Origin of the sequence: Inquilinus limosus (assembly GCF_002195995.1) — a bacterium.
Taxonomy (GTDB): domain Bacteria; phylum Pseudomonadota; class Alphaproteobacteria; order DSM-16000; family Inquilinaceae; genus Inquilinus; species Inquilinus limosus_C.
This window is the reverse complement of the sequence record NZ_NHON01000027.1, coordinates 14,796-36,836: the sequence shown is the minus strand read 5'-3', so window position 1 is coordinate 36,836 and position 22,041 is coordinate 14,796. Positions and strand designations below refer to the sequence as shown.

The window sequence follows — 22,041 nt, the reverse complement described above, 5'->3', positions numbered from 1 at the left end:
CCCCGGACCGGAGCTCGGTTCGTTGGCGCCGAAGGTTCCAGACAGCCATGCGGGGCGACGGGCGGGCGAATCGATGGGTCGCGGGAAACCGGTCGGTCTTGGGGCGAACGCCGGATGGCGATTCGGCAACCATCGCCGGAGAGCTTGCGGCGCTGCGTGCAATCGGGTTCGGGATTCCATCCCGCACGGTCCGGGAGGATGGGCCATGGGGATGAGCGCCGCGGATGGCCGGGACGCAGGGGAGCGCCGGTCGCCGATTCTCGGCGGTGCGTCTCCGTCGTGTCGGGATGGGGACCGCGGCGCGAGGCGCCGCCGCGGTCCCGTACCCCTTAGATCGTCTCGACCGCCGGCCCGCCGATCTTCGGGTCGGTCAGGCTGGGGCGCCCAGTCTCGACATGGCCGGCGAAGCGGCGCAGGAAGCCGTCCCCCGCCGTGACGCTGAGGTCGAACCAGCCGGAGCTGGCGCGCAGCGACCAGCGGTCGCGCACCAGGGCGCCCGGCCACAGCGTGTGCTGCCGCGGCGGCTCGGCGCTGTAGCCGTTGCCGACCGTCAGGGTGCAGGGCCGGAAGCCGAGATTGCTCAGCAGCAGTGTGACGTCGCCGGACAGGCCTTCCTGGATCAGCCGCACCTCGGGCCGGGCGGTGCCCGACAGGATCGGGGTCAGCCGGCCCTTGAACCGGTTCAGCATGCCGTTCGGCCCGTAGACCGACAGGTCGTAGCTGCCGGCGCGGTCCGGCGTCCAGCTGTCGGACAGCGTGTCGCCGGCCCCGACCGTGTACTGCCACGGCCCGCGCCGGTCGGCGGTGGCCGTCATCGGCCGGTCCGGGAACACCGTGTCGTCGGGCTCGTAGGGCTTGCCCGTCTCGTTGAAGGTCGCGCCGCCGCTGCCATAGACGATGAAGCAGGCGCCGGCCGACCCGGCATTGGCGAAGTCGATCCAGAAGCGCTGCCCGCCCGGGTCGACCCGGCCATGGGCGCTGAGGCGGTAGGGCAGGGGCCGGGCCCGGCGCTGGCCGCGCTGCTGCACCGGCCGCGACGGCGTGGCCGGCGGCACCGGCTTGGGCCGCCCGGCCGCGGCATCGGCCCCGGCCTTGTAATGGCTGGTGTCCGGCAGCGGCGGCAGCGCCGCGTCGGGGGTGCGGAAGTCGAAGGCGGAGGTCAGGTCGCCGCAGACCGAACGGCGCCAGGGCGAGATGAAGCGGCAGGGCACGCCGAAGCGCCGCTCGATCAGCTGCAGCACCGAGGTGTGGTCGAACAGCTCGGAGCAGACCCAGCCGCCCTTGCTCCAGGGCGAGATCACCATCATCGGCACGCGGGGGCCGAGGCCGATCGGCACGCCGTTGTAGTTCTCGTCCCCGACCGGCACCGTGCTGCGGCCCTGATAGCCGTAGAAGCGAGTGTTCACCGGCGGCACCGGCGCCGGCACATGGTCGAAGAAACCGTCATTCTCGTCGTAGTTCACGATCAGGGCGGTCTTGGCCCAGACCTTGGGGTTGCTGGTCAGCGCCTCCAGGATCTTGTCGACGAAGGCCTGGCCGGCGGCCGGCGAGGCGCTGGGATGCTCGCAATAGGCATCGGGGCAGATCACCCAGGACACCTGCGGCAGCCGGTCGGCCTTCACGTCCTCGGCGATCGCCCGCGCCAGCACGGCGTCGTAGGGATCCTCGTTCGAGGCCAGCTTCGGCCCGACATAGGCGCGGCCGCGCTTGTACAGGTCCGAGCTCTTGCTGATCTTGCGGAAGTCGCGGTGATAGGCCAGCGAGTTGCAGCCGTAGTTGGAATAGGCCTGGTACACCCGCCAGTCGATGCCGTGCTTCTCCAGCGTCTCGGCATAGGCCTCCCAGGCCAGCCCTTCCCAGGGCTCGTCCAGGTCCATGTCGCCGGTCCAGTTGTTGTCCAGCTCCTGGCCGTGCAGGCGGCGCTTCGGGTTCGTCGGGTCGCGGCCGGTCAGGGTGTAGACGCTGGCGCCGCCGGTGAAGTACTGCCGGTTCGGCTCGGTGTTGGCGAAGATCGAGCAGTGGTTGGCGTCGCAGACGGTGAACGCGTTCGCCAGGTGCTGGTAGAAGGGCAGGTCGGACGCGGTGTCGTAATAGCCCATCGACATCCGGCTCTTCAGCGGCACCCAGGTGTCCCAGGTCTTCCACAGCGACTGGTCCAGCTTCCAGCTGTGGTCGGTGCCGCCCAGGTGCTGGGCGCTGGTGCTGCCGGTGTCGAGGCGGAACGGCAGGACGTAGTCCAGCCTGGCCTGGGCCGCGGGGTCGGCCTCGTACCACTTCGCCCGCTCATGCCAATGGTCCCAGCCGACATTCTGGTAGCCGGTGCGGCTGGCGCCGTTGCGGCCGACGCTCTGGTACCAGACCGGCCGGCCGCTCGGCAGCGGCGCGGGGCGCGGGTCGCCGAAGCCGCGGACGCCGTTCAGCGTGCCGAAATAATGGTCGAAGGACCGGTTCTCCTGCATCAGCACGACGATGTGCTCGACATCGCGCAGGGTGCCGGTGGCGTTGTGGGCGGGAATCGCCATGGCCTGGCGGATGCTGGCCGGCACGGCCATCGCGGCGGCGGTGGCGAGGCCGGTCTTCAGGAATTGGCGGCGGCTGTCGGAGGTCACGATCGGTGTCTCATGGCAACGGAAGAATCGGACGCCGCTCCTAATAGCAGCGCAGCGTGACGGACCGGTGACGGCGGCCGGACTAAATGCCGGGAGGGGCGATCCCGGGTTGCGCCAGCCCCGGTCGCGGCGCAGTCTGGCGCCGAACGCCGCGGACCCGCCGGACAGACCGAACCATGACCGATCCTCACGATCACCATCACGAGACTCCCGACTGGCGCCTGAACGGGGTGCGCGTGATCCGCGGCAGCGATCTCGACCCCAACACGGCGCAGACGCCGGGCATGGACCGCCGCGCGGCGATCAACGCCGCCCGGGTCGGGGCGCAGAAGATCTGGGCCGGCACGGTCACCATCCACCCGGACGCGAAGACCGGCGCGCATCACCACGGCCCGCTGGAGAGCGTGATCTACGTCGTCCGCGGCAAGGCCCGGATGCGCTGGGGCGAGAAGCTGGAATACGTCGCCGAGGCCGAGGCGGGCGACTTCATCTTCGTGCCGCCCTATGTGCCGCACCAGGAGATCAACGCCTCGACCGACGAGCCGCTGGAATGCGTGCTGGTGCGCAGCGACAACGAGGCGGTGGTGGTCAATCTCGACATCGAGCCGGTGGAGAAGCCGGAGGCCGTCTACTGGGTCGACCCGATCCACAAGCATCCGTGAATCGGCCCAAGGCGGCAGCCATTTTCTACTGTCATGCCCGGGCTTGACCCGGGCATCCAGAGAATGTCGATGCCGCTCCGGGTGGCCCCTGGATCGCCGGGTCAAGCCCGGCGATGACAATAGAAATTAAGCCTTTCCGCTCTTCCGCACCCCGAAAGTCCCTCAACAGGACACCGTGTCACTGCCCCGGCTTGCCCCGGCTGTAGACGCCGGTGAAGCTGACATTCATGCCGCCGCACATCAGGTTGTCGGCCGCCAGCAGATAGGGTCCGACCCGCCACAGCCGGACGCGGCACACGGTGTCGTCGCCCGGATTGGCGTCATAGGCCGCGCCCTTGCCGTCATCGCTGGCCGAGAAGGCGGCCCTGTCGCCTTCCGGCGTCAGCGTGGCGCCGATCTGGCCGGCATTGATCGCGCCACTCGCCACCCGCTGTGGATCGTCGCCGCCATAGGTGGCGTTGCCCTCGATCGCGATGGCGCCGCCGGCCGCCTTCTTGATGTCGATCTCCTGCTCGTCGCCGCTGCGCCAGGCGCCGGTCCAGTCGCCCTCGGCCGCCTGCGGCGTGTCGGCCAGCGCGCTCAGCGGCAGCAGGCCGGTGGTGGTGGCGAAGTTCGGGGCGCCGCCGGTGAAGGTGGCGCAGGCATAGGCGCCCTGGATGGCGGTGACGACGACGCGGTCATTCGCCACCAGATACTCCTTCATCCGGCAGGCGGCGGTGTCCTTCGGGCAGCCCTGTCCGCCGGCCGCCCCCTTGAGGAAATGCACCCGCTTCTGGCCCGGGGCGACGGCCTTCAGCTGCGGCACGCTGTCCGCCGCGCTGAGGGTCGGGACCACGTAGCAGGTCTCCTCCGCCGCGGCGAGCGAGGGCAGCAGGGCGGCGGCGATCAGGATGGCCGGAAGGGCGATGGGGCGCATGCGAATCTCCATGAGATGGCCATCCTAGGCCGGGCCAGCGGGGGCGTCATCCCGGGCTCTCGCGGCTCGACCCTCCGGCCCGGCTGTGCGATGACGGTACCGTGACGGACCGGAGGGGAGTGGGGCGCATGAGGATCGCGGTCGGCGGGTTCCAGCACGAGACCAACAGCTTCGCCTCGGTGAAGGCCGGCTTCGCGCAGTTCGAGACGGCCGATGGCTGGCCCGGTCTGTCGCGCGGTGCCGCCCTGGCGCCGGCCCTGGCCGGGATCAACCTGCCGGCCGCCGGATTCCTCGAGGCCGCCACCGCGGCGGGGCACGAGATCGCGCCGCTCCTGTGGTGCTCGGCCTCGCCCTCGGCGCCGGTCACCGACGATGCCTTCGAGCGGATCACGGCGATGCTGGCCGAAGACCTGCGCGCCGCCGGTCCGGTCGACGCCGTCTATCTCGACCTGCACGGCGCCATGGTGACCGAAAGCGTGCCGGACGGGGAGGGCGAGATCCTGGCCCGCATCCGCGCCGTGGCCGGCCCGGACATCCCGGTGGTGGCCAGCCTGGACCTGCATGCCAATGTCACGCCGCGGATGGCCGACCTGTCCGACCTGCTGGTGCCCTACCGCACCTACCCGCATGTCGACATGGCCGAGACCGGGGCCCGGGCGGCGGCGCTGCTGGACCGGATGCTGGCCGGCTGGCGGCCGGGCAAGGCATTCCGGCAGGCGGAGTTCCTGGTGTCGCTGGTGGCGCAGTGCACGCTGGCCGACCCGGCGCGGCGCCTCTATGCGCTGCTGGCGGAGCTGGAGCGCCGGCACGGCGTCTCGCTCGGCCTCTCCATGGGATTCCCGGCGGCGGATTTCGCCGATTGCGGGCCCAGCCTGGTCGGCTACGGCGCCGATCCCGCGGCGCTGGCCGCGGCGGTGGACGAGATGATGGCGGCGATCGCGGCGGCGGAGCCGGACTTCGTGCCGGTGCTGCTGCAGCCCGACGCGGCGGTGGCCGAGGCGCGGCGCCGGGCGGCCGGGGCGGCGCGGCCGGTGGTGCTGGCCGACACCCAGGACAATCCCGGCGGCGGCGCCGAATCCGACGGGGTGGTGCTGTTGGAGGCGCTGATCCGCGGCGGGGCCGAGGGCGCGGTGCTGGGCCTGCTGGCCGACGCCGCGACGGCCGAGGCGGCGCATGCGGCCGGCGTGGGCGCGGTGCTGGATCGCGGCATCGGCGCCGGCACCGCCTATCGCGGGCAGGAGCCGCTGCGGGCGGAATGGACGGTGGAGGCGCTGGGCGACGGCCGCTTCATCGGCACCGGGCCGTTCTATGGCGGCAACCGCATGCAGCTCGGCCCGATGGCGCTGCTGCGTCACCCGGGCGGAGTGCGCGTCGCCGTGTCCAGCCGCAAGCAGCAGGCGGCCGACCAGGCGATGTTCCGCCATCTCGGGGTCGAGCCGGCAGCGCAGAAGATCCTGGCGCTGAAGAGCTCGGTGCATTTCCGCGCCGATTTCGAGCCGATCGCCGAGGCGGTGCTGGTGGTCGAGGCGCCGGGCCCGAACCTGGCCGACCCCGCGGCTCAGCCCTTCACCCGGCTGCGCGACGGCGTCCGCCTGCGGCCGCTGGGGCCCAAGTTCTTCCGGCGGCCGTAGGAGCGGGGCAGAGCGACGTGCTCCTCGACAATGCCGATGCCGCCCGTTGTCGGAGAGCGCACCAACCCCGACTTCACCCGCAGGCAGCTGGGGAAGAACGGCATCGGCATCAGCTTTTCGCTGGTCTCGATTTCGATACCGACATCTCGGTGATCCGCGGAAGGGCCGGCGCGGCAAGGCCAAGTTCGAAGCGGGCGTCGCCGCCTCCGGGCGCCCTCTAGCAGGCCCGGCTGATCGGGAAGGGCAGATTGTCGCCGTCTAGCCAGTCTGCAATCCTCGCACTGCGCCATCCTGCTCTAATTTTATCTTTATCAATCATATATTTGATGAGTTTCTTCTATTTTTGGTGTTTGCGTTTCTATTTATTCGCGACCATAGTGAACTTATCGCATATGCCGCTCCCCGAGTGAGGTGTCCTTATGCGCCAATACCTCAAATTATTCGCGGCTCTCGCGATATTGAGCGCCATCACGGAGCCCTCTTACGGTCAACAACAACAGACCGTGGCAATCGGTGAGCATTGTCTCAAATACCGGTATACCACGTTAGGTGAGGCAAAGAATAACGTCCTATCTGACTGTCAGGCTGCTATAGCCGACAACGATTGTGGTATAGAAGACATAAAAGTTCCCCCGGGCTCTCAATTCCAACTCACCGGGACCAGTGTCACTCAAGATCCCCACTATGTGGAGCAATATTTGGATGTGTGTGGCGGTGTTATTGAAGCACAAAAACTTCCAAATTGTGTTACCAGCCATCCCGTTCCGGTCGGCAGCGCAAGTGATTGCCCAGGAAAATGCACGTCATGCGGTGGGTATTATTGCGGGTGGACGGTTGGCGGTTATTGTTCTGACGGCACTGAGCAGGCTTGCCAAGATCTGGATGGGGGCGCAAAAATCTACTGCGACTGTGGTAATGATCTGGTATGTTTTTCATCCGGTCCTCCCAATACTGGACCTTCTTCGCCCAAGAAATAAGAAATCCTTTTTCTATTGGACGTCAGTCCACCTGATCAAGAATGCGACACAGCGGCGTTTGTCGCATTGGCGGCAGCGCATTCGACGCTCTGACGTCGCGACGAACTCGTGAGGCTTAACGCCGGCGGTGCGGAACATGATGGTTGTTCGATGGGCGCCCCGGCCGTCTGTCCGACGCCGCGCAGCGTCAGCGGATGGCGCAGTTCTTCGATCGGCTGACCGGCACTCGCGGCAGATGGTTCGCCGAGCCGGGCGTCGAGCGTCCTCATCGCTCTGGCACGGCGTCCATGAAAAGGAACCGTCATGGCGAGCCCCGCAGGGGCGTGGCCATCCAGCACTGCCGGACCCCGACGTTGCGCCCGACGATTGATCGGAACGGTTTCGCTTGACTATGTGTTCGTGTTTTGTTCTAATTTGGGCATGGTCGATGATGCGATCAAAGCCGAGATTCCGCCCGCCGCTTCGCCGGCCACGGATGAGGCCGCGGTGCTGTCCGAGCTGACGGAGCTCGCCCTCGGGCTGGCCCGCGGCTTCCAGGCCCAGGGCGTCGCCGCCCTCGAGGCCGGCGATCTCGATCGCGCCGGGGAGGCGGAGACCCGCTTCAGCAGCCTCTTCCTCGGCATCCGCCGCGCCATCGCCCTCAAGCTGAAGCTGCGGGAGCAGCGCGAGGAGGCCCAGCGCGAGGCCGCGGCCGACAAGGACCGGCGGCAGGACGAGAAGGACCGCCGGCGCCGTGCCGTCGGCGAACGCATGTCCCGCGCCATCGCCGCTGAAAGGCCCGAGGCCAGGGAGCGGCTGACCGCCGATCTCTGGGAACGGCTGGCCGAGGACGAGCGCATCGATGCCGACCTCGCCGACACCGCCCTGCCGATCGACGTCCTGATCGCCCGGCTCCGCCGCGACCTCGGCCTGCCGCCGCACCGGCCCGGCGGCGCCGGGCCGGCCGGGACCGGCAAGGCCAGCCCGGCCGCCGGGGAGGCCCGCGGGACCTCCGGCCCGCCCAGGGATGGGTACGGCGCCTCCGGCCCGCCCGCAGGCGCCGTGGCGCCGCCCCGATCGGTTCCGTTGCCTCCTGCAGGAGGAGGGCAGGGAGGGTCCGGCCCCCCTGCGACGGCGCCGCCCGGCGCGGATCCGGCCGAGCGCCAGGGCCGGGAGCACGACCGCCGACGACTGGATGCATGACTGGGCGGAAAGACACCGGCACGGATGACCCGTGCCGGGCGCCGCCGGCTGCCCGCGCCTGGCATCACGCCCGCACGCTGGGCCTGCATTCTTCCGACGGCATTGAGAAGCCTGCCGGGCCGCTCTCCCCCTCACCCGAAATCGCTGCGCGATGTCGACCTCTCCCCAAGGAGAGGTGAGAGGGCCGCGGCTGTGTCTCCCCTCTCCTTGGGGAGAGCTACGGCGTCTACACATCGAGTGTCGGTAGCGAACGGCGGGTCTACGAACAGATTGCCTCTCCCGCTTGCGGGAGAGGTCGGACATCCGAAGGATGTCCGGGTGAGGGCCAGCGGTCTCGCCAAGCACACGGACCTCGCCATGAGCAAGCGCAGGATCCATCCTGTCCTGAAGCGATGATCCTGGTATCGCCGCCGCAAAGCCCTCACCCGGAGCCGCTTCGCGTCTCCGGCCTCTCCCGCAAGCGGGAGAGGCAACGCGCACTGCACTCGATAGATGTGTGAATACCTTAGTTGGGGAGAGGGAGGGGCCCGCCGCGCCGCGTTGGCGGCGGGAGGGTGAGGGGCCGGCTCCGGCGACGCCTACTCCGCCGGGGCGTGAGCGGCACCCTTGGCCGGCGCGCCCTTGCCGCCGCGGCGGATCCAGCGGCCGAAGGACAGGGCGCCGTGGGTCAGGTCCTCGACATAGAGGTACAAGACCGGGGTGATGTAGAGCGTCAGCATCTGTGACACCACGAGCCCACCGACCACGGCCAGGCCCAGCGGCTGGCGCAGCTCGGCGCTCGCCCCCTGACCGACGGCGATCGGCAGCGCGCCCATCAGCGCCGCCATGGTGGTCATCATGATCGGCCGGAAGCGCAGGGTACAGGCGCGGTAGATCGCGTCGCGCGCCGTCAGCTTCTCGCTGCGCTGCGCGTTCAGCGCGAAGTCGATCATCATGATCGCGTTCTTCTTGACGATGCCGATCAGCATCAGGACGCCGATGATCGCGATCACCGACAGGTCGGTGCGGAACAGCATCAGCGTGCCCAGCGCGCCGATGGCCGCCGAAGGCAGGCCGGAGAGGATCACCAGCGGGTGGGTGAAGCTCTCATAGAGGATGCCGAGCACGATGTAGATCGTCAGCACCGCGCCGAGCAGCAGCAGCCCCTGGTTCTGCAGCGACTGCTGGAACACCTGGGCGTTGCCGGCATAGGCGGTGGTGATGGTCACCGGCAGGTTGATCTCGGCCTTGATCCGGTCGATCTCCGCCGTCGCGTCGCTCAGCGACTTGCCGCCGGCGACGTTGAAGGAGATGGTGACGGCCGGCAGCTGGCCCTGCTGGTTGACCGACAGCGGACCGGCGGTGCGCTCGACCGTGGCGAAGGCGCCGAGCGGCACCAGGTCGCCGTTGGAGGAGCGGACATAGATCTTGTCGAGCGAATCCGCCGTCCATGGGAAGGCGGGGTCGAGCTCGAGGATCACCTCATAGCTGTCGACCGAGGTGAAGATGGTCGAGATCTGCTCGGTGCCGAAGCCGCCATAGAGGGTCGAGCGCAGCGCGTCGCTGGTGACGCCGAGCTGGGCCGCCTTGTCGCGGTCGACCTTCAGCGTCGCCTGCAGGGCGCTGAGCTGCAGGTCGCTGACCACGTCCTGCAGCACCGACGATTTCCGCATCTCGGTCGTCATCCTGCCGGCCCAGCTGTACAGCTCCTGCTGGTTCAGCCCCTGCATCACGAACTGGTACTGGGCGGAGGAGGTGCGGCCGCCGACGCGCAGGTTCTGCACCGGCACCATGTAGCTGTCGATGCCGGAGACCTGGCCGAGCTGCCGCCGCAGGTCGGAGATCACGGCGTCGAGCGGCGGCCGCTGCTCCTTCGGCTTCAGCTGCACGAACAGGCGGCCGGAGTTCAGCGTCCCGCCATAGCCGTTGGTGCCGATGCTGGACACCACGTGATCGACATAGGGCGACTTCCGGAACACGTCGCGGACCTGGCTCTGCAGCCCGGCCATGGCGTCGAAGGACACGTCCTGCCGCGCCTGGGTGGTGACCAGGATCTGGCTCAGATCCTCGGTCGGGAAGAAGCCCTTCGGGATCGCCTGGAACAGCAGCATGGTGCCGGCGATGGTGCCGAAGAACACCAGCAGCATCACCGGGCGGTGCGCCAGGCACCAGCGCAGCGTGCGGGAATAGAAGCCGAGGATGGCGTCGAAGCCGCGCTCCAGCGTCCGGCCCAGCGCGCCCTCCGGCTTCTCCTCGTCATGGCTGTGCAGGAAGCGCGAGCACATCATCGGCGTCAGCGTCAGCGACACGAAGGCCGACGCCGCGATCGACATGGTCACCACGACCGCGAACTCGTTGAAGATGCGGCCGACCACGCCGCCCATCAGCAGCACCGGGATGAACACCGCGACCAGCGACAGGGTGATCGACAGGATGGTGAAGCCGATCTCCCGGCTGCCCTTCAGCGCCGCCTCGAAGGGCTTCATCCCTTCCTCGATGTAGCGGACGATGTTCTCCAGCATCACGATCGCGTCGTCGACGACGAGGCCGACCGAGAGCGTCAGGCCCAAGAGCGAGATGTTGTCGATCGAGAAGCCGCAGAGATACATGCCCGCGACGGTCGCGATCAGCGAGATCGGCACCGTCACGGTCGGGATGATGGTGGCGGACAGCCGGCGCAGGAACAGGAAGATCACCATCACCACCAGGGCGATGGTCAGCCCCAGGGTGAACTGCACGTCGGTCACCGCCTGGCGGATCGAGGTCGACCGGTCGTTCAGCACGCTGATCTTCACCGAGGGCGGCATGTCGGCGCTGAACTTCGGCAGCAGCTCCTTCACCGAGTCGACGATGGCGACGGTGTTGGCGTCCGGCTGGCGCTGCACGGCCAGCACGATCGACCGGTTCTGGTCGAACCAGCTGGCGGTCTGGTCGTTCTCGACCGAATCGATCACCTTCGCCACGTCGCCGAGGCGCACCGGCATGCCGTTGGGGGAGGCGACGATGAGGTCGGCGAAGGCCTTGGCGTCGTACATCTGCGTGTCGGCCTGCAGGATCAGTTGCTGCTGCGGGCCCTGCAGGGTGCCGACCGGGGTGTTGACGTTGGCGGCGGCGACCGCCTTCTGGATGTCGTCGACGCTGATGCCGCGATGGTTCAGCGCGTCGGGGTCGACCTGGATGCGGACGGCGTATTTCTGGCTGCCATAGATCGACACCTGGGCCACGCCGCTCAGCGTCGACAGGCTGGGCGAGATCACCTGCTCGGCATAGTTGTCGAGCGTCGCCAGCGGCAGGGTGTCACTGCTGACCGACAGCAGCAGGATCGGCGCGTCGGCCGGGTTGACCTTGCGGTAGCTCGGCGGCGACGTCATCTCCGGCGGCAGCTTGCGCTGCACCGCGGTGATGGCCGACTGCACGTCGGCGGCGGCCGCGTCGATGTCGCGGTTCAGGTCGAATTCCAGGGTGATGGTGGTCGCGCCCTGGACCGAGGTCGCGGACATCGACTGGATGCCGGCGATGGTCTCGAACTGCTTCTCCAGCGGCGTGGCCACCGAACTCGCCATCGTGTCCGGGCTGGCGCCGGGCAGGCTGGCCGAGACGTTGATCACCGGGAAATCGGTGTTGGGCAGTGCCGCGATCGGCAGCTGGCCGAAGGCGAACAGGCCCGCCAGCACCATGGCGCCCGTCAGCAGGGTCGTCATCACCGGGCGGCGGATGCAGAGCTCGGAGAGGTTCATGGCCGTGGCCTCCGCGCCCGGATCAGGTCGGGCTGACGGCGGAGGCGACGCCGTCGGCGCGCGGCGGCGTCGCGGTCGGCGTGCCGGCCGTCTTCTCGCTGATGCGGCTGCCCTGCATCAGCCGCAGCTGGCCCTCGGTCACCACCCTCTCGCCCGGCTTCAGCCCCTCGGCGACCACCGCGGTGTCACCCACCGTCCGCGCCACCGTGACCTGCCGGACCTCGGCCGTGCCGTCGGGCCTGGCGACGAAGACGAAGGCGCCGTCCTGGCCGGCCTGCAGGGCCACCGTCGGCACGGTGATGGCGTTGTCCTGGGTGCCGAGCTGCAGCGAGGCGCGCACGAACTGCCCCGGCCACAGGGCGAAGGCGGCGTTGTCGAAGGTCGCCTTCAGCGGGATCGTTCCCGACCGGGTGTCGACCGTGCTGTCGATGAAGCTCAGCTGCCCGCTGGCGATGCGGCGCCGGCCGTCGCTGTCGAAGGCCTCGACCTTCGGCGGGGTCGGGCCGGTCATCGCCGCGCGGATCGCGTCCAGGTTCCGCTCCGGCACCGTGAAGGCGATGCGGATCGGGTTCACCTCGGTGATGGTGACCAGGCTGGTCACGGCGCCGCTGTTGGAGTTGCTGCTGGTGGTGTTGGCCTTGACCAGGTTGCCGGCGGTGACCGAGACGACGCCGAGGCGGCCGGTGATCGGCGCCCGGATCTGGGTGTAGGACAGGGTCAGCTGCGCCTGGTCGAGATTGGCCTGGTCGGCGGCGACGCTGGCCTCCGCCCGCTTGGCGGCGGCGACCGCCAGGTCATAGGCCTGCTGCGAGACCGCGCCGGTCTTGACCAGCGGCTTGTCGCGCTCGACATCCCCCGCGGTCTGGTCGCGGTCGGCCTGGTCCTTGGCCAGGTTGGCCTGGGCCAGGGCGATCGCGGCCTTGGCCGGCTTGTCGTCGAGGGTGAACAGCAGGTCGCCGGCCTGGACGGTCTGGCCGTCGGCGACATGGACCTGCATGACCTGGCTGTCGATGCGCGAGCTGACCAGGACGGTGGAGATCGGCTCGACCGTGCCGATGGCGGAGATGGCGGTGGCGACGGATTTCTGCTCGACCGAGGCGGTGACGACCGGAATCGACCGTCCGCCGGCAGTCTTCGAGGATCCGGACTGGCCGCCGGCCTCGGCGGCCTTGCCGCTGCGCTCGATCGCGTCCGCATTGCCGAAGCGCTGCCAGGCGATGGCCGCAATGGCGATGCCGAGGACCGCGACGACCCCCATAACCGAGCGCTTCATGGCCAGAATCCCGAAACCGGAACGCACCGGCAAAGGCCCACCCGCCCCCGGCGCCTGACCAACTTGTAAGACTTATGTGCAGTGCGATGGGGTTAATAATTTTCAATGCGTCACGTGCGACGGAATGCAAAATGCCGCACGAGTAGAGGGCATCCGGCGCAGCCGTAGCCGGGGAGAAAGAGGCGAAGGGGAGGGCCTCGATGGCCCGAGAGATCGCCTTCTTCGATCCCCTTCTCCGTCATGGCGAGGAGCGCAGCGACGTGGCCATCCAGGGGCCACCGCGAGCGGCCCTGGATGGCCACGCCCCTTCGGGGCTCGCCATGACGGATCAATATTTCGGCTGCTGAGCAACCCCTGCATCGCCGGGCCAAGCCCGGCGATGACAACACCGGGAGCGAAGGCCTTACAGTCGCCCGTTCACCGCGTCGACGAACACCGCGCGCAGATCGTCGGCCTTGACCGGCTTGGCGTTGCTGCCGGTGGAGGGATCCGCTTCCGCCATCCGGCCGATCTCCTCGGCCCGGTTGTCGCCGATGCCGATCTCCTTCAGCGTGTGCGGGATGCCGATCTCGCGGCGCAGGTCCAGCACCCAGACCAGGACGGTGTCGAAGCTGGGCTTCGACAGGCCGATGGTGCGGCCCAGCCGCTCCATCCGTCCCTCGATCGCGTCCCTGTTGTGGACCATGCAGTAGGGCATCAGGATGCCGTTCAGCAGGCCGTGATGCGCGTCATAAAGGGCGCCCAGCGGGTGGGCGAGGGAGTGGATCGACCCCAGCCCCTTCTGGAAGGCGGTGGCGCCCATGCTGGCGGCCACCAGCATGTTGCCGCGCGCCTCGAGGTTTCTGCCGTCGCTGACCGCGACCGGCAGCCATTCGCGGATCAGCCGGGTGCCTTCCAGCGCGATGCCGTCGGCCATCGGGTGGAAGCCGGGGGCGCAGAACGCCTCCAGGCAATGCGCCAGCGCATCCATGCCGGTGGCGGCGGTGACCTTCGGCGGCAGTCCGACCGTCAGCTCCGGATCGGCGATGACCACGACGGGCAGCATCTTCGGGTGGAAGATGATGCGCTTCACATGCGCATCCTCGTCGGTGATGACGCCGGCACGCCCGACCTCCGACCCCGTGCCGGCCGTGGTCGGGATGGCGATCACCGGAGCGATCTTGGAGGCATCGGCGCGGGTCCACCAGTCGCCGATATCCTCGAAATCCCACAGCGGCCGCGACTGGCCGGCGTGGAAGGCGATGGCCTTGCCGGCATCCAGGGGGCTGCCGCCGCCGAAGGCGATGACGCCGTCATGGCCGCCGGCCCTGTACACGGCGACGCCGTCGGCGACGTTCTTGCCGGTCGGGTTCGGCTTGACGTCGCTGAACACCGCGGTCGGGATACCGGCGGCCTCGTTGGCGGCGACGGCATCGGCGATCATCGCCAGCTTGGCCAGGCCGGGGTCGGTCACCAGCAACGGCCGCGTCAGGCCATGGGCCTTGCACAGGTCCGGCAGCTCCTTGATCCGGCCGGGGCCGAACTTCACCGCGGTCGGGTAGTTCCAGTTGCCTTTGAGCATCGTCGCCTTCATCCGCCCTGTCGTTGACGGCTTTTCCCAGTGTCATGCCCGGGCTTGACCCGGGCATCCAGGGCCGCAAGAGCCGGCCCCGCGGCCCCTGGATTGCCGGGTCAAGCCCGGCAATGACAAGACTAAAATACAGAAGCCAGTCGGGCTTTTCTCACCCCGGCAGCCGCAGATGGAACGACTTCGGCCGGGTCAGATAATCGTAGCCGAGGGCCGAGAGGGTGCAGCCGCGGCCGGAATCCTTGACGCCGGTCCAGGCCAGGGCCGGGTCCAGATAGTCGCAGCGGTTCAGGAACCAGGTGCCGGTCGCCACCTGGTCGCCGAGGACGATGGCGGCGTCGACGTCGCGGGTGAAGACCGACGCGGTCAGCCCGTAGGGGCTGTCATTCATCAGCCGCACCGCCTCCTCGTCCGACGCCACCTTCATGATGCCGACGACGGGGCCGAAGCTCTCCTCGGTCATCACCCGCATCGAATGGTCGACGCCGGTCAGGATCTGCGGCGCCAGATAGGGCGTGCCGGGCCGGTCGGCGGCGAAGCCCTTGGCGTCGATCAGGGCGCGGGCGCCCTGGCGCACCGCCTCCGCCGTCTGGCCGCGCACGAAATCGGCGGCCGAGGCCCGGACCATGGGTCCCAGCGTCGTCGCCTCCTCGGTCGGGTCGCCCAGCACGTACTGCTTGGTCAGCTCGACCGCGCCCTCGACGAAGGAATCGTAGACCGAGGCGTGGACATAGATCCGCTCGATGCCGCAGCAGGACTGGCCGGAGTTGAAGAAGGCGCCGTCGACCAGCGTGTCGATGGCGTGCTTCAGGTCGGCATCGGCGCGGACATAGCCGGGGTCCTTGCCGCCGAGCTCCAGCCCGACGCCGACGAAACGGCCGGCCGCCGCGGCCTCGACTGCCTTGCCGCCGGGGACCGAGCCGGTGAAGGCGACGAAGTCGACCGCGCCGCTGCCGATCATCTTCGCCGTGGTGTCGTGGTCGGCGTGGAGGTGCTGGAACACGCCCGGCGGCAGGTTCTTGAGCGCTTCGGCGAAGCGCTCAGCGCAGAGCGGCGTCTGGTGCGAATGCTTCAGGATCACCGCATTGCCGGCCATCAGCGCCGGGACCACGGCGTTGACCGCGGTCAGGTACGGGTAGTTCCAGGGGGCGACGACGAAGACCGTGCCCAGCGGGTCGCGCCGGATGAAGCGGCGGAAGCCTTCCTTCGGCCCGACATCGACATCGGCCAGGGCGCCTTCGGCCACCGAGATCATGTAGCGCGCCCGCTCCTCGAAGCCGCGCACCTCGCCGGGGGTGTAGCGCACCGGCCGGCCCATCTGCCAAGTGATCTCGCGCGCGATCTCCGGCCCGGCGGCGACGAAGGCGTCGACCGCGGCGGACAGCAGGCGCGCCCGCTCCGACACCGGCACCCGCCGCCACTCGGCCTGGGCCACCCGGGCGCGGGCCAACGCCGCCTCGGCCTCGGCCGGGGTGGCCAGCGGCCGCTCGACATAGATGCCGCCGTTCACCGGCGTGATGGTCTTCAGGATCTGGGTCATTCGGGGTCTCGAAAAGCCTCTCTGCGGCGCGCATCTTGGGGCCATCGGCCGGGATTTCCCAAGAGGGATCGCCGCCCGGCCCGGGCCGCGTCCGGCGCATGGCGCATGGCGCTAGCGCAGCGAGTCCAGCTCGTCCGCGGGCGGGCCGGCCTGATCGAGCATCCGGTCGGCCAGGGCCTGGAAGGCGCCGCCGGCGCTGCGGCCCTCGGCCTCGTCCATGAAGCCGGAGGCGTTGCCGGGGCCGAGGTGCAGCGCCGCCTGGGTGATCTGCTCGTCCTCGTCGCCCCAGAGGTAGTTGTGGATCACGGCGATGCCGTGCCCGTCCGGCGCCAGGAAGGCGGCCGCGCCCCGGATGATCGCCAGGAACACGATGAAATCGTTCAGGTTCTCGGAATAGGTCAGGGTGCCGGCGACGAAATCCTGCGTGCCGGGATCATAGGCCGCGTGCCGGAGCTGGGGGGCCTCGGCGGCGTCGAGGATGCCGCGCAGCGCCTGCCGGTTGGTGGCGATGCCGGCCACGGCGGCGTCGCATTCCGCGATGGTGCGCAGCAGCTGCGCCATGGAGACGGTGCGGATGTCCTCAGGGCCACCACCGAAATACCACTGGCCGCCGATATCCCGCCAGTCGAGCCAGCTCGACGCCCGAGCGGGCGGCGCGTCCAGCCAGCGGACGAGGTCGGACCGGGCGATCCGCAGCTTGAGAAAGGCGCCATCCGGCTCCGACATCATCCATGCTCCTTGGGTTGCCGCCACTCTTGCCGCAGCCGCGCCACGATCCGGCGGCTGTCATCGTCGACCGGAATATAGGCGACCAGCCGCAACTCCGCTGCCTCCTCGACCCGCAGCACGCTCTGCTCCAGCGTCATCGGGCCATGCCGACCGGCTGGACGCCTCGATCGTGCTCGGGCTGGTCAGGTCGCCGGCTTGATCGGCACCGGCCGGGTCATCAGGTCGACATACAGGTCGAAGAAGCGGCGGTTGTCGAACTGCTTCACCACCTTGATCTTCTGCAGCAGCCTGGTCGGCTGCTCCTGCCAATAGCCGTAGGTGCGGCCATAGCCGGGGCCGAAGGCGATGTCGACATCGACGAACAGGTCCTCGACCTTGGTCGCGTAGCCCGGATCGAGCAGATAGGCGAGGGCGAGGGTGTCGAAGACGTTGACGGTCGCCTTCGCGTCCTTGGCGAAGGCCTTGGCCATCCAGCTGTCCTTGAACAGCGCCGGGATCGGGCCGCCGGCGGCCATGATGCGGTCGAAATCCGCCTTGCCGAGCTGGGTGATGTCGGTGACGTCGAGCGGGATGATCGCCTGGTCGATCGGCTCGCGCATGACGATGCGCGCGGCCTCGGGGTCGATCCAGACATTCATCTCGGCGGCCGGGGTGGTGTTGCCGCGGACGTCGAAGGCGCCGGCCATGTAGACGATCTTCTTGATCAGCGGCACGATCTCCGGGTTCTTGCGCACCGCCAGCGCGATGTTGGTCGCCGGGCCGATCACCAGCAACGACACCTCGTGCGGGTTGGCCTTCACTGTGTCGACGATGAAGTCGACCGCGTGCGCGTCGCGCGGCTTCGTGGTCTTGGCGAAGCCGTCCGGCGGGGCGACGAGATCGGCATCGGCCGGCTGCGGCCGGTGGAATGCGGTCTTGTAGCTCTCGCCGAAGCCGAACAGGGTGCGCTCGCTCTCGAAGCTCCTGGGGTCGTGCACCAGCGGCAGGCTGGCGCCGGCATAGATTCCAACCTTGTCGGCGATGCCCAGGCGCTCGACCGCCCGCAGCGCGTCCGCCACCTCCTGCTTCAGCCAGTTGTTGCCGGTCACCACGGTGACGCCCTTGAGGTCGATCACGCCCTGGCGGTCCAGTTGCGCGGCCATGATCAGGACCTGGCCGTCATCCCCCGCGGTGCTGAAATCCGTGTCGATGATGACCTTCTCGGCGGCCATGGCCGGCGTCGCGGCCAGCACCCCTGCCGTCACGGCGGCGGCGATCCATCGCTGCATTGCTGTGCCTCCTCCTGCGCGGACCCGCGTCCTTCGTTCCGAGTCGCCGGCGGTCCGTCATCCTACGATCGCATGCCGGGCGACGGCGGCGCGACCGGTGTGTAGGGTGCACGCCGTCATTTGGAGGAAGCCGCCATGGCGATCGAGCTGCGCGAACTGCGCCCGGAGGATCATGCCCGGATCGCCGCGGTTGAAGGCGGCGCGGCCTGGAACGCCGCCGTGGCGCTGTGGGACGTCTACCTCGCCGATCAGTCCGCCGGCCGGCGCGCCGTACGCCTGGCATGGGACGGCGGCCGTCCGGTCGGCTACGGCACCCTGGCCTGGGACTCGGATTACGCGCCGTTCCGGGCTGCTTCGGTGCCGGAGATCAACAACCTGGTGGTGGCCGCGCCGGCGCGGGGCAGAGGTATCGGTACGGCACTGATCCGCGCCTTCGAGGATCTGGCGCGGGCGGCCGGGCGCGCCCATATCGGCCTCGGCGTCGGCCTCTATGCCGATTGCGGCCCGGCCCAGCGGCTCTATGCCGGGCTGGGCTACCGTCCCGACGGCCGCGGCATCACCTGGCGGGAGCAGCCGGTGGTGCCCGGCGACTCGGTGCCGGTCGACGACGACCTGGTGCTGTGGCTGATCCGGAGGCTCTGAGCGCCCATTCGGCCGGCATCTATGCCGGAAGAGGGCAAATTTTGGGCAGAATCCAGCGTGACCAATTTTTAATCTGATTTCCCTTGCACGGCCCTTCGGAAGCTGCCAATGTTGCAGTGCGATATGCAGTGATGAGCTGCTGTCGTAACGCACTTCTTGGGCGTTTCCTCCCTAAACTCGGGCCGCAGCGATGCGGCCTGTTTTCTTTTGGGGACAGGCCCGGCGGAAGCGCGCCCTTCCGGCCGGCTTCATTACCGAATCGTACAGTCCCGGACAGGATCGGATAACCGGCGCTGCCGCGAAGTGGGGGCGTCGGGAGCGGACGTCGTCGCAAGACTCCCGGCGATCCACCGGAGTCGATCGGATGAAGACCCATCTCACCGCCACCCTGCTCTGTGCCGTCGCCTTCGCCGCCGTGCCGGCCCGTGCCGCCACGGTTCCCTGCGAGGACATGCTGAAGCAACTGCGCGCGGCGGAGGCGGCGGCGACGCCGAGCGACGCCGACAAGGCGACCGTCGCCGACCTCGAGGCCAAGGGCATCGAACGCTGCAACGCCGATGACGACAAGCGTGCCGACGATTTCTTCGCCCAGGCGCTGAAGATCCTCGGCAAGTGACGTCCCCACCGGCAGGAGCGCAGACCATGCCCATCCCGGCGAACCGGGCGCCCGGCCTCAACCGGGTGCCCCGCGTCACGGTCGATTTCTGGCTGATCAAGTTGATGGCGGTGACGATGGGCGAGACCGCGGCGGACTATCTCGCCGTCAATCTCGGTTTCGGCCTGACCGCCACCTCCGCGATCATGGCGGCGGTGCTGGCGGTCGCCCTGGCCCTGCAATTCGCGCAGAAGCGCTACGTGCCCTGGGCCTACTGGCTGGCGGTGGTGCTGATCAGCGTCGTCGGCACGCTGGTCAGCGACAACCTGGTCGACAATCTCGGCGTGGCGCTGGAGACGACGACCATCGCCTTCAGCCTCATCCTGGCGGTGACCTTCGCCGCCTGGTTCGCCAGCGAGCGGACGCTGTCGATCCACAGCATCGTCACCACCCGGCGCGAGGTGTTCTACTGGCTGGCGATCCTGTTCACCTTCGCGCTCGGCACCTCGGCCGGCGACCTGGTGTCGGAGGTGTTCGATGTCGGCTATCTGGCCACCGGCATCCTGTTCGGGCTGGTCATCGCCGCCATCGGCTTCGCCTACTACGTGTTCGAGCTGAACGGCATCCTGGCCTTCTGGCTGGCCTATATCTTCACCCGTCCGCTGGGCGCCTCCTTCGGTGACCTGCTGGCCCAGCCGGCGGAATATGGCGGCCTCGGCTTCGGCACGGTGGTTACCAGCCTGATCTTCCTGGGCTGCATCGCCGCCATCGTCGTCTATATGACCGCGGTGCAGGAGCGGGGCAGGGGGATCCCGAGCGAAGGGCGGGCGTGATCTACGCCTGCTCCTGCGGCACCAGGATCCGCACCCCGGCGGCATCGCAGCGGCGGGCGACATCGGGTGGGGGCGGTCGGTCGGTGGCGACCAGGTCGACATCGGCCAGGCTGCACACCTTCACCGGCGCCTCGCGGCCGAACTTGCTGTGGTCGGCGATCACCCAGGTCTCCGCCGCCTGGGCCATCGCCGCATGCGAGAACTCGGCCTCGAACAGGTGGAAATCCACCAACTCGCCCCGGCTGCTGATGCCGCCGACCGACAGCACGGCGCAGCGCACCTGGAACTGGCGCAGGAAGGCGATGGCCGAGGGGCCGAAAGCCGCCACGTCGTCGCCATTGACCTCGCCGCCGCACAGGAAGACGCGGTTGTCGTTGCGCGGCGCCAGGCGGCAGGCGATCTCGGCCGAGTTGGTCACCACCACCAGCCGGGAATGATGCGCCAGCGCCTGGGCGACATAGGCCGAGGTGGTGCCGTTGTCGAGGATCAGCGGGTCGCCGTCGGCGATGCGGGCGGCGACCAGCGCCGCCACCGCCTGCTTGGCCTCGCGGTTGCGCTGCATCCGGCGCTGGAACGGCGGCTCCTCCAGCCCGTCCGGCAGCATCACGCCGCCATGGAAGCGGAGCACGGCGCCGGTCTCGATCAGCGGCTTGACGCTGCGCCGGATCGTCTCGGTCGAGACCTCGAAGCGGCGCGCCAGCTCGGCGATGCTGCAGCTGCCGGACTCGCGCACGGCCTGCAGGATCTCGCCCTGCCAACGGTTGGACAACATCGGCCCTGCGGCGTTCCCTCACCCCGGAGAATTGCCTTATCCTATCGGCGGCATGGCGCGCCCTGTCCAGCTTCGATCGTAATCGGCCGCGATTTCGCGGCCGATTGTCACGCGGAAGTCATCAATTTCCACATGAAACCACGAACTTGATTGGTATCGCGTGGATTCATGATGCTTCGAGATTGACGGGACGAGGCCCCGCGGCTTATCCGTCGATCAGGGAGGCGGGGAATGCCGGAGGCGTCGGACATCATCGCCGGGCTGGGCTGCTGGAGCGGGCGCATCGCCGTCGCCCCCCTGGCCGGCGGGCTGACCAACCGCAACTACCGGGTCGAGGATGCCGCCGGGGTTCATGTCGTGCGGCTGGGCGCCGACATCCCGCATCACCACATCCTGCGCTTCAACGAGCTGGCGGCCAGCCGCGCCGCCGCATCCGCCGGCATCTCCCCCGCGGTCGAGCATGCCGAGCCGGGTATCCTGGTGACCCGCTTCGTCGAAGGCGAGACTCTGACGCCGGAGCGGGTGCGGCGGGAGGCGCCGCGGGTGCTGGAGCTGGTGCGGCGCGTGCATTACGAGATGCCGGCCCATTTGCGCGGCCCGGTGCTGGCCTTCTGGGTGTTCCATGTGCTGCGCGACTACGCCCACGCCCTGGCGGGGCGGCGGCCGGCGGCGGAGCTGGCCGGGCTGCTCGGCCGCGCGGCGCAGCTGGAGGCGGCGGTGGGGCCGGTCGAGCTGGTGCTGGGCCACAACGACCTGCTGGCCGCGAACTTCATTGATGACGGGCAGCGGCTGTGGCTGGTCGACTGGGATTATGCCGGCTTCAACAGCCCGCTCTTCGATCTCGGCGGCCTGGCCTCGAACAACGGCTTCTCGGCGGCGGAGGAGGCGGCGATGCTGAACGCCTATTTCGGCACCCCGCCTTCGCCGGATCTGCGCCGGCGCTACGCCGCGATGAAGGCGGCGTCGCTGCTGCGCGAGGCGATGTGGAGCATGGTGTCGGAGATCCATTCGACGCTGGACTTCGACTACGCCGCCTATACCGACGAGAATCTGCGGCGCTTCGAGGGCGCCTGGGACGAGTTCCGGAGGATGTGATGCCGAATGTCGAGAGGAACATCCCGCACCCACC

The 22,041-nt window shown here is 68.9% G+C and carries 19 protein-coding genes; 9 read left to right on the top strand and 10 right to left on the bottom strand.

The features are described 5' to 3' along the window. Window positions 1-329 precede the first annotated feature (329 nt). Window positions 330-2,609 (bottom strand): phosphocholine-specific phospholipase C, encoded by a 2,280-nt coding sequence (locus BWR60_RS15730; RefSeq protein ID WP_218823518.1) that lies wholly within the window; start codon window positions 2,607-2,609, stop codon window positions 330-332. A gap of 176 nt (window positions 2,610-2,785) precedes the next feature. On the opposite strand from BWR60_RS15730, the gene BWR60_RS15725 reads away from it, so the two are divergent. Beyond that, window positions 2,786-3,271: a cupin domain-containing protein gene (locus BWR60_RS15725; RefSeq protein WP_088151967.1), complete on the top strand. Its 486-nt coding sequence runs from the start codon at window positions 2,786-2,788 to the stop codon at window positions 3,269-3,271. Window positions 3,272-3,449: 178 nt separating this feature from the next. Here BWR60_RS15725 and BWR60_RS15720 read toward each other — a convergent pair whose 3' ends face one another. After that, window positions 3,450-4,187 (bottom strand): hypothetical protein, encoded by a 738-nt coding sequence (locus tag BWR60_RS15720; protein ID WP_144445632.1) that lies wholly within the window; start codon window positions 4,185-4,187, stop codon window positions 3,450-3,452. A gap of 128 nt (window positions 4,188-4,315) precedes the next feature. On the opposite strand from BWR60_RS15720, the gene BWR60_RS15715 reads away from it, so the two are divergent. The 3 genes from BWR60_RS15715 to BWR60_RS38680 all read left to right on the top strand — a co-directional run bounded on the left by BWR60_RS15715 (window position 4,316) and on the right by BWR60_RS38680 (window position 7,977). Next, window positions 4,316-5,818 carry a M81 family metallopeptidase gene (locus BWR60_RS15715; RefSeq protein ID WP_088151965.1) on the top strand — a complete coding sequence of 501 codons (1,503 nt, stop codon included), beginning with the start codon at window positions 4,316-4,318 and terminating at the stop codon, window positions 5,816-5,818. A gap of 684 nt (window positions 5,819-6,502) precedes the next feature. Beyond that, a complete protein-coding gene (locus tag BWR60_RS36370) occupies window positions 6,503-6,907 on the top strand; it encodes a hypothetical protein (RefSeq protein WP_179221787.1) in 405 nt (134 codons plus the stop codon). A 308-nt stretch (window positions 6,908-7,215) separates the two neighbouring features. Beyond that, entirely contained in the window at window positions 7,216-7,977 is a 762-nt protein-coding gene (locus BWR60_RS38680; protein ID WP_088151964.1) for a hypothetical protein, read from the top strand. Window positions 7,978-8,555: 578 nt separating this feature from the next. Here the strand turns inward: BWR60_RS38680 and BWR60_RS15705 are convergent. Next, window positions 8,556-11,693 carry an efflux RND transporter permease subunit gene (locus BWR60_RS15705; protein ID WP_088151963.1) on the bottom strand — a complete coding sequence of 1,046 codons (3,138 nt, stop codon included), beginning with the start codon at window positions 11,691-11,693 and terminating at the stop codon, window positions 8,556-8,558. A 22-nt stretch (window positions 11,694-11,715) separates the two neighbouring features. After that, window positions 11,716-12,966 (bottom strand): efflux RND transporter periplasmic adaptor subunit, encoded by a 1,251-nt coding sequence (locus BWR60_RS15700; protein WP_088151962.1) that lies wholly within the window; start codon window positions 12,964-12,966, stop codon window positions 11,716-11,718. Between the two features lie 200 nt (window positions 12,967-13,166). Here BWR60_RS15700 and BWR60_RS37080 point away from each other — a divergent pair, with 200 nt between their 5' ends. Next, window positions 13,167-13,313 carry a hypothetical protein gene (locus tag BWR60_RS37080; RefSeq protein ID WP_179221786.1) on the top strand — a complete coding sequence of 49 codons (147 nt, stop codon included), beginning with the start codon at window positions 13,167-13,169 and terminating at the stop codon, window positions 13,311-13,313. Between the two features lie 56 nt (window positions 13,314-13,369). Here the strand turns inward: BWR60_RS37080 and BWR60_RS15695 are convergent, their stop codons facing one another. The 5 genes from BWR60_RS15695 to BWR60_RS15680 form a co-directional block, all read right to left on the bottom strand. After that, window positions 13,370-14,539, bottom strand: a complete 1,170-nt coding sequence (locus BWR60_RS15695) for an iron-containing alcohol dehydrogenase (protein ID WP_218823517.1) — start codon at window positions 14,537-14,539, stop codon at window positions 13,370-13,372. A 148-nt stretch (window positions 14,540-14,687) separates the two neighbouring features. Beyond that, on the bottom strand, window positions 14,688-16,073 hold the full coding sequence (locus tag BWR60_RS15690) for an aldehyde dehydrogenase family protein (RefSeq protein WP_088151961.1): 1,386 nt from the start codon (window positions 16,071-16,073) through the stop codon (window positions 14,688-14,690). A 111-nt stretch (window positions 16,074-16,184) separates the two neighbouring features. Beyond that, the gene (locus BWR60_RS15685; protein ID WP_144445630.1) at window positions 16,185-16,799 is read right to left on the bottom strand and encodes a hypothetical protein; all 615 of its coding nucleotides are present in this window, start codon (window positions 16,797-16,799) and stop codon (window positions 16,185-16,187) included. Beyond that, the gene (locus BWR60_RS37075; protein ID WP_179221785.1) at window positions 16,799-16,939 is read right to left on the bottom strand and encodes a hypothetical protein; all 141 of its coding nucleotides are present in this window, start codon (window positions 16,937-16,939) and stop codon (window positions 16,799-16,801) included. Before BWR60_RS37075 ends, BWR60_RS15685 begins: the two co-directional genes overlap by 1 nt. A gap of 45 nt (window positions 16,940-16,984) precedes the next feature. Beyond that, a complete protein-coding gene (locus BWR60_RS15680; protein ID WP_088151959.1) occupies window positions 16,985-18,070 on the bottom strand; it encodes a nucleoside hydrolase in 1,086 nt (361 codons plus the stop codon). 135 nt (window positions 18,071-18,205) lie between these two features. Here BWR60_RS15680 and BWR60_RS15675 point away from each other — a divergent pair, with 135 nt between their 5' ends. The 3 genes from BWR60_RS15675 to BWR60_RS15665 all read left to right on the top strand — a co-directional run bounded on the left by BWR60_RS15675 (window position 18,206) and on the right by BWR60_RS15665 (window position 20,140). Next, entirely contained in the window at window positions 18,206-18,712 is a 507-nt protein-coding gene (locus BWR60_RS15675; protein ID WP_088151958.1) for a GNAT family N-acetyltransferase, read from the top strand. Between the two features lie 364 nt (window positions 18,713-19,076). Next, window positions 19,077-19,328 (top strand): hypothetical protein, encoded by a 252-nt coding sequence (locus tag BWR60_RS15670; RefSeq protein WP_088151957.1) that lies wholly within the window; start codon window positions 19,077-19,079, stop codon window positions 19,326-19,328. A gap of 26 nt (window positions 19,329-19,354) precedes the next feature. Then, on the top strand, window positions 19,355-20,140 hold the full coding sequence (locus BWR60_RS15665) for a COG4705 family protein (RefSeq protein ID WP_088151956.1): 786 nt from the start codon (window positions 19,355-19,357) through the stop codon (window positions 20,138-20,140). A gap of 1 nt (window position 20,141) precedes the next feature. Here BWR60_RS15665 and BWR60_RS15660 read toward each other — a convergent pair whose 3' ends face one another. After that, the gene (locus tag BWR60_RS15660; RefSeq protein ID WP_088151955.1) at window positions 20,142-20,912 is read right to left on the bottom strand and encodes a DeoR/GlpR family DNA-binding transcription regulator; all 771 of its coding nucleotides are present in this window, start codon (window positions 20,910-20,912) and stop codon (window positions 20,142-20,144) included. 231 nt (window positions 20,913-21,143) lie between these two features. Here BWR60_RS15660 and BWR60_RS15655 point away from each other — a divergent pair, with 231 nt between their 5' ends. Then, window positions 21,144-22,007 (top strand): choline kinase family protein, encoded by an 864-nt coding sequence (locus tag BWR60_RS15655; protein WP_088151954.1) that lies wholly within the window; start codon window positions 21,144-21,146, stop codon window positions 22,005-22,007. Window positions 22,008-22,041 lie beyond the last annotated feature (34 nt).

What these genes read in the sequence shown, in the direction of transcription:
- BWR60_RS15725 (WP_088151967.1), top strand. Translation starts at nt 2,786, where the DNA reads ATGACCGATCCTCACGATCACCATCACGAGACTCCCGACTGGCGCCTG.
- BWR60_RS15720 (WP_144445632.1), bottom strand. Translation starts at nt 4,187, where the DNA reads ATGCGCCCCATCGCCCTTCCGGCCATCCTGATCGCCGCCGCCCTGCTG.
- BWR60_RS15715 (WP_088151965.1), top strand. Translation starts at nt 4,316, where the DNA reads ATGAGGATCGCGGTCGGCGGGTTCCAGCACGAGACCAACAGCTTCGCC.
- BWR60_RS36370 (WP_179221787.1), top strand. Translation starts at nt 6,503, where the DNA reads ATGTGGAGCAATATTTGGATGTGTGTGGCGGTGTTATTGAAGCACAAA.
- BWR60_RS38680 (WP_088151964.1), top strand. Translation starts at nt 7,216, where the DNA reads ATGGTCGATGATGCGATCAAAGCCGAGATTCCGCCCGCCGCTTCGCCG.
- BWR60_RS15705 (WP_088151963.1), bottom strand. Translation starts at nt 11,693, where the DNA reads ATGAACCTCTCCGAGCTCTGCATCCGCCGCCCGGTGATGACGACCCTG.
- BWR60_RS15700 (WP_088151962.1), bottom strand. Translation starts at nt 12,966, where the DNA reads ATGAAGCGCTCGGTTATGGGGGTCGTCGCGGTCCTCGGCATCGCCATT.
- BWR60_RS37080 (WP_179221786.1), top strand. Translation starts at nt 13,167, where the DNA reads ATGGCCCGAGAGATCGCCTTCTTCGATCCCCTTCTCCGTCATGGCGAG.
- BWR60_RS15695 (WP_218823517.1), bottom strand. Translation starts at nt 14,539, where the DNA reads ATGAAGGCGACGATGCTCAAAGGCAACTGGAACTACCCGACCGCGGTG.
- BWR60_RS15690 (WP_088151961.1), bottom strand. Translation starts at nt 16,073, where the DNA reads ATGACCCAGATCCTGAAGACCATCACGCCGGTGAACGGCGGCATCTAT.
- BWR60_RS15685 (WP_144445630.1), bottom strand. Translation starts at nt 16,799, where the DNA reads ATGTCGGAGCCGGATGGCGCCTTTCTCAAGCTGCGGATCGCCCGGTCC.
- BWR60_RS37075 (WP_179221785.1), bottom strand. Translation starts at nt 16,939, where the DNA reads ATGACGCTGGAGCAGAGCGTGCTGCGGGTCGAGGAGGCAGCGGAGTTG.
- BWR60_RS15680 (WP_088151959.1), bottom strand. Translation starts at nt 18,070, where the DNA reads ATGCAGCGATGGATCGCCGCCGCCGTGACGGCAGGGGTGCTGGCCGCG.
- BWR60_RS15675 (WP_088151958.1), top strand. Translation starts at nt 18,206, where the DNA reads ATGGCGATCGAGCTGCGCGAACTGCGCCCGGAGGATCATGCCCGGATC.
- BWR60_RS15670 (WP_088151957.1), top strand. Translation starts at nt 19,077, where the DNA reads ATGAAGACCCATCTCACCGCCACCCTGCTCTGTGCCGTCGCCTTCGCC.
- BWR60_RS15665 (WP_088151956.1), top strand. Translation starts at nt 19,355, where the DNA reads ATGCCCATCCCGGCGAACCGGGCGCCCGGCCTCAACCGGGTGCCCCGC.
- BWR60_RS15660 (WP_088151955.1), bottom strand. Translation starts at nt 20,912, where the DNA reads ATGTTGTCCAACCGTTGGCAGGGCGAGATCCTGCAGGCCGTGCGCGAG.
- BWR60_RS15655 (WP_088151954.1), top strand. Translation starts at nt 21,144, where the DNA reads ATGCCGGAGGCGTCGGACATCATCGCCGGGCTGGGCTGCTGGAGCGGG.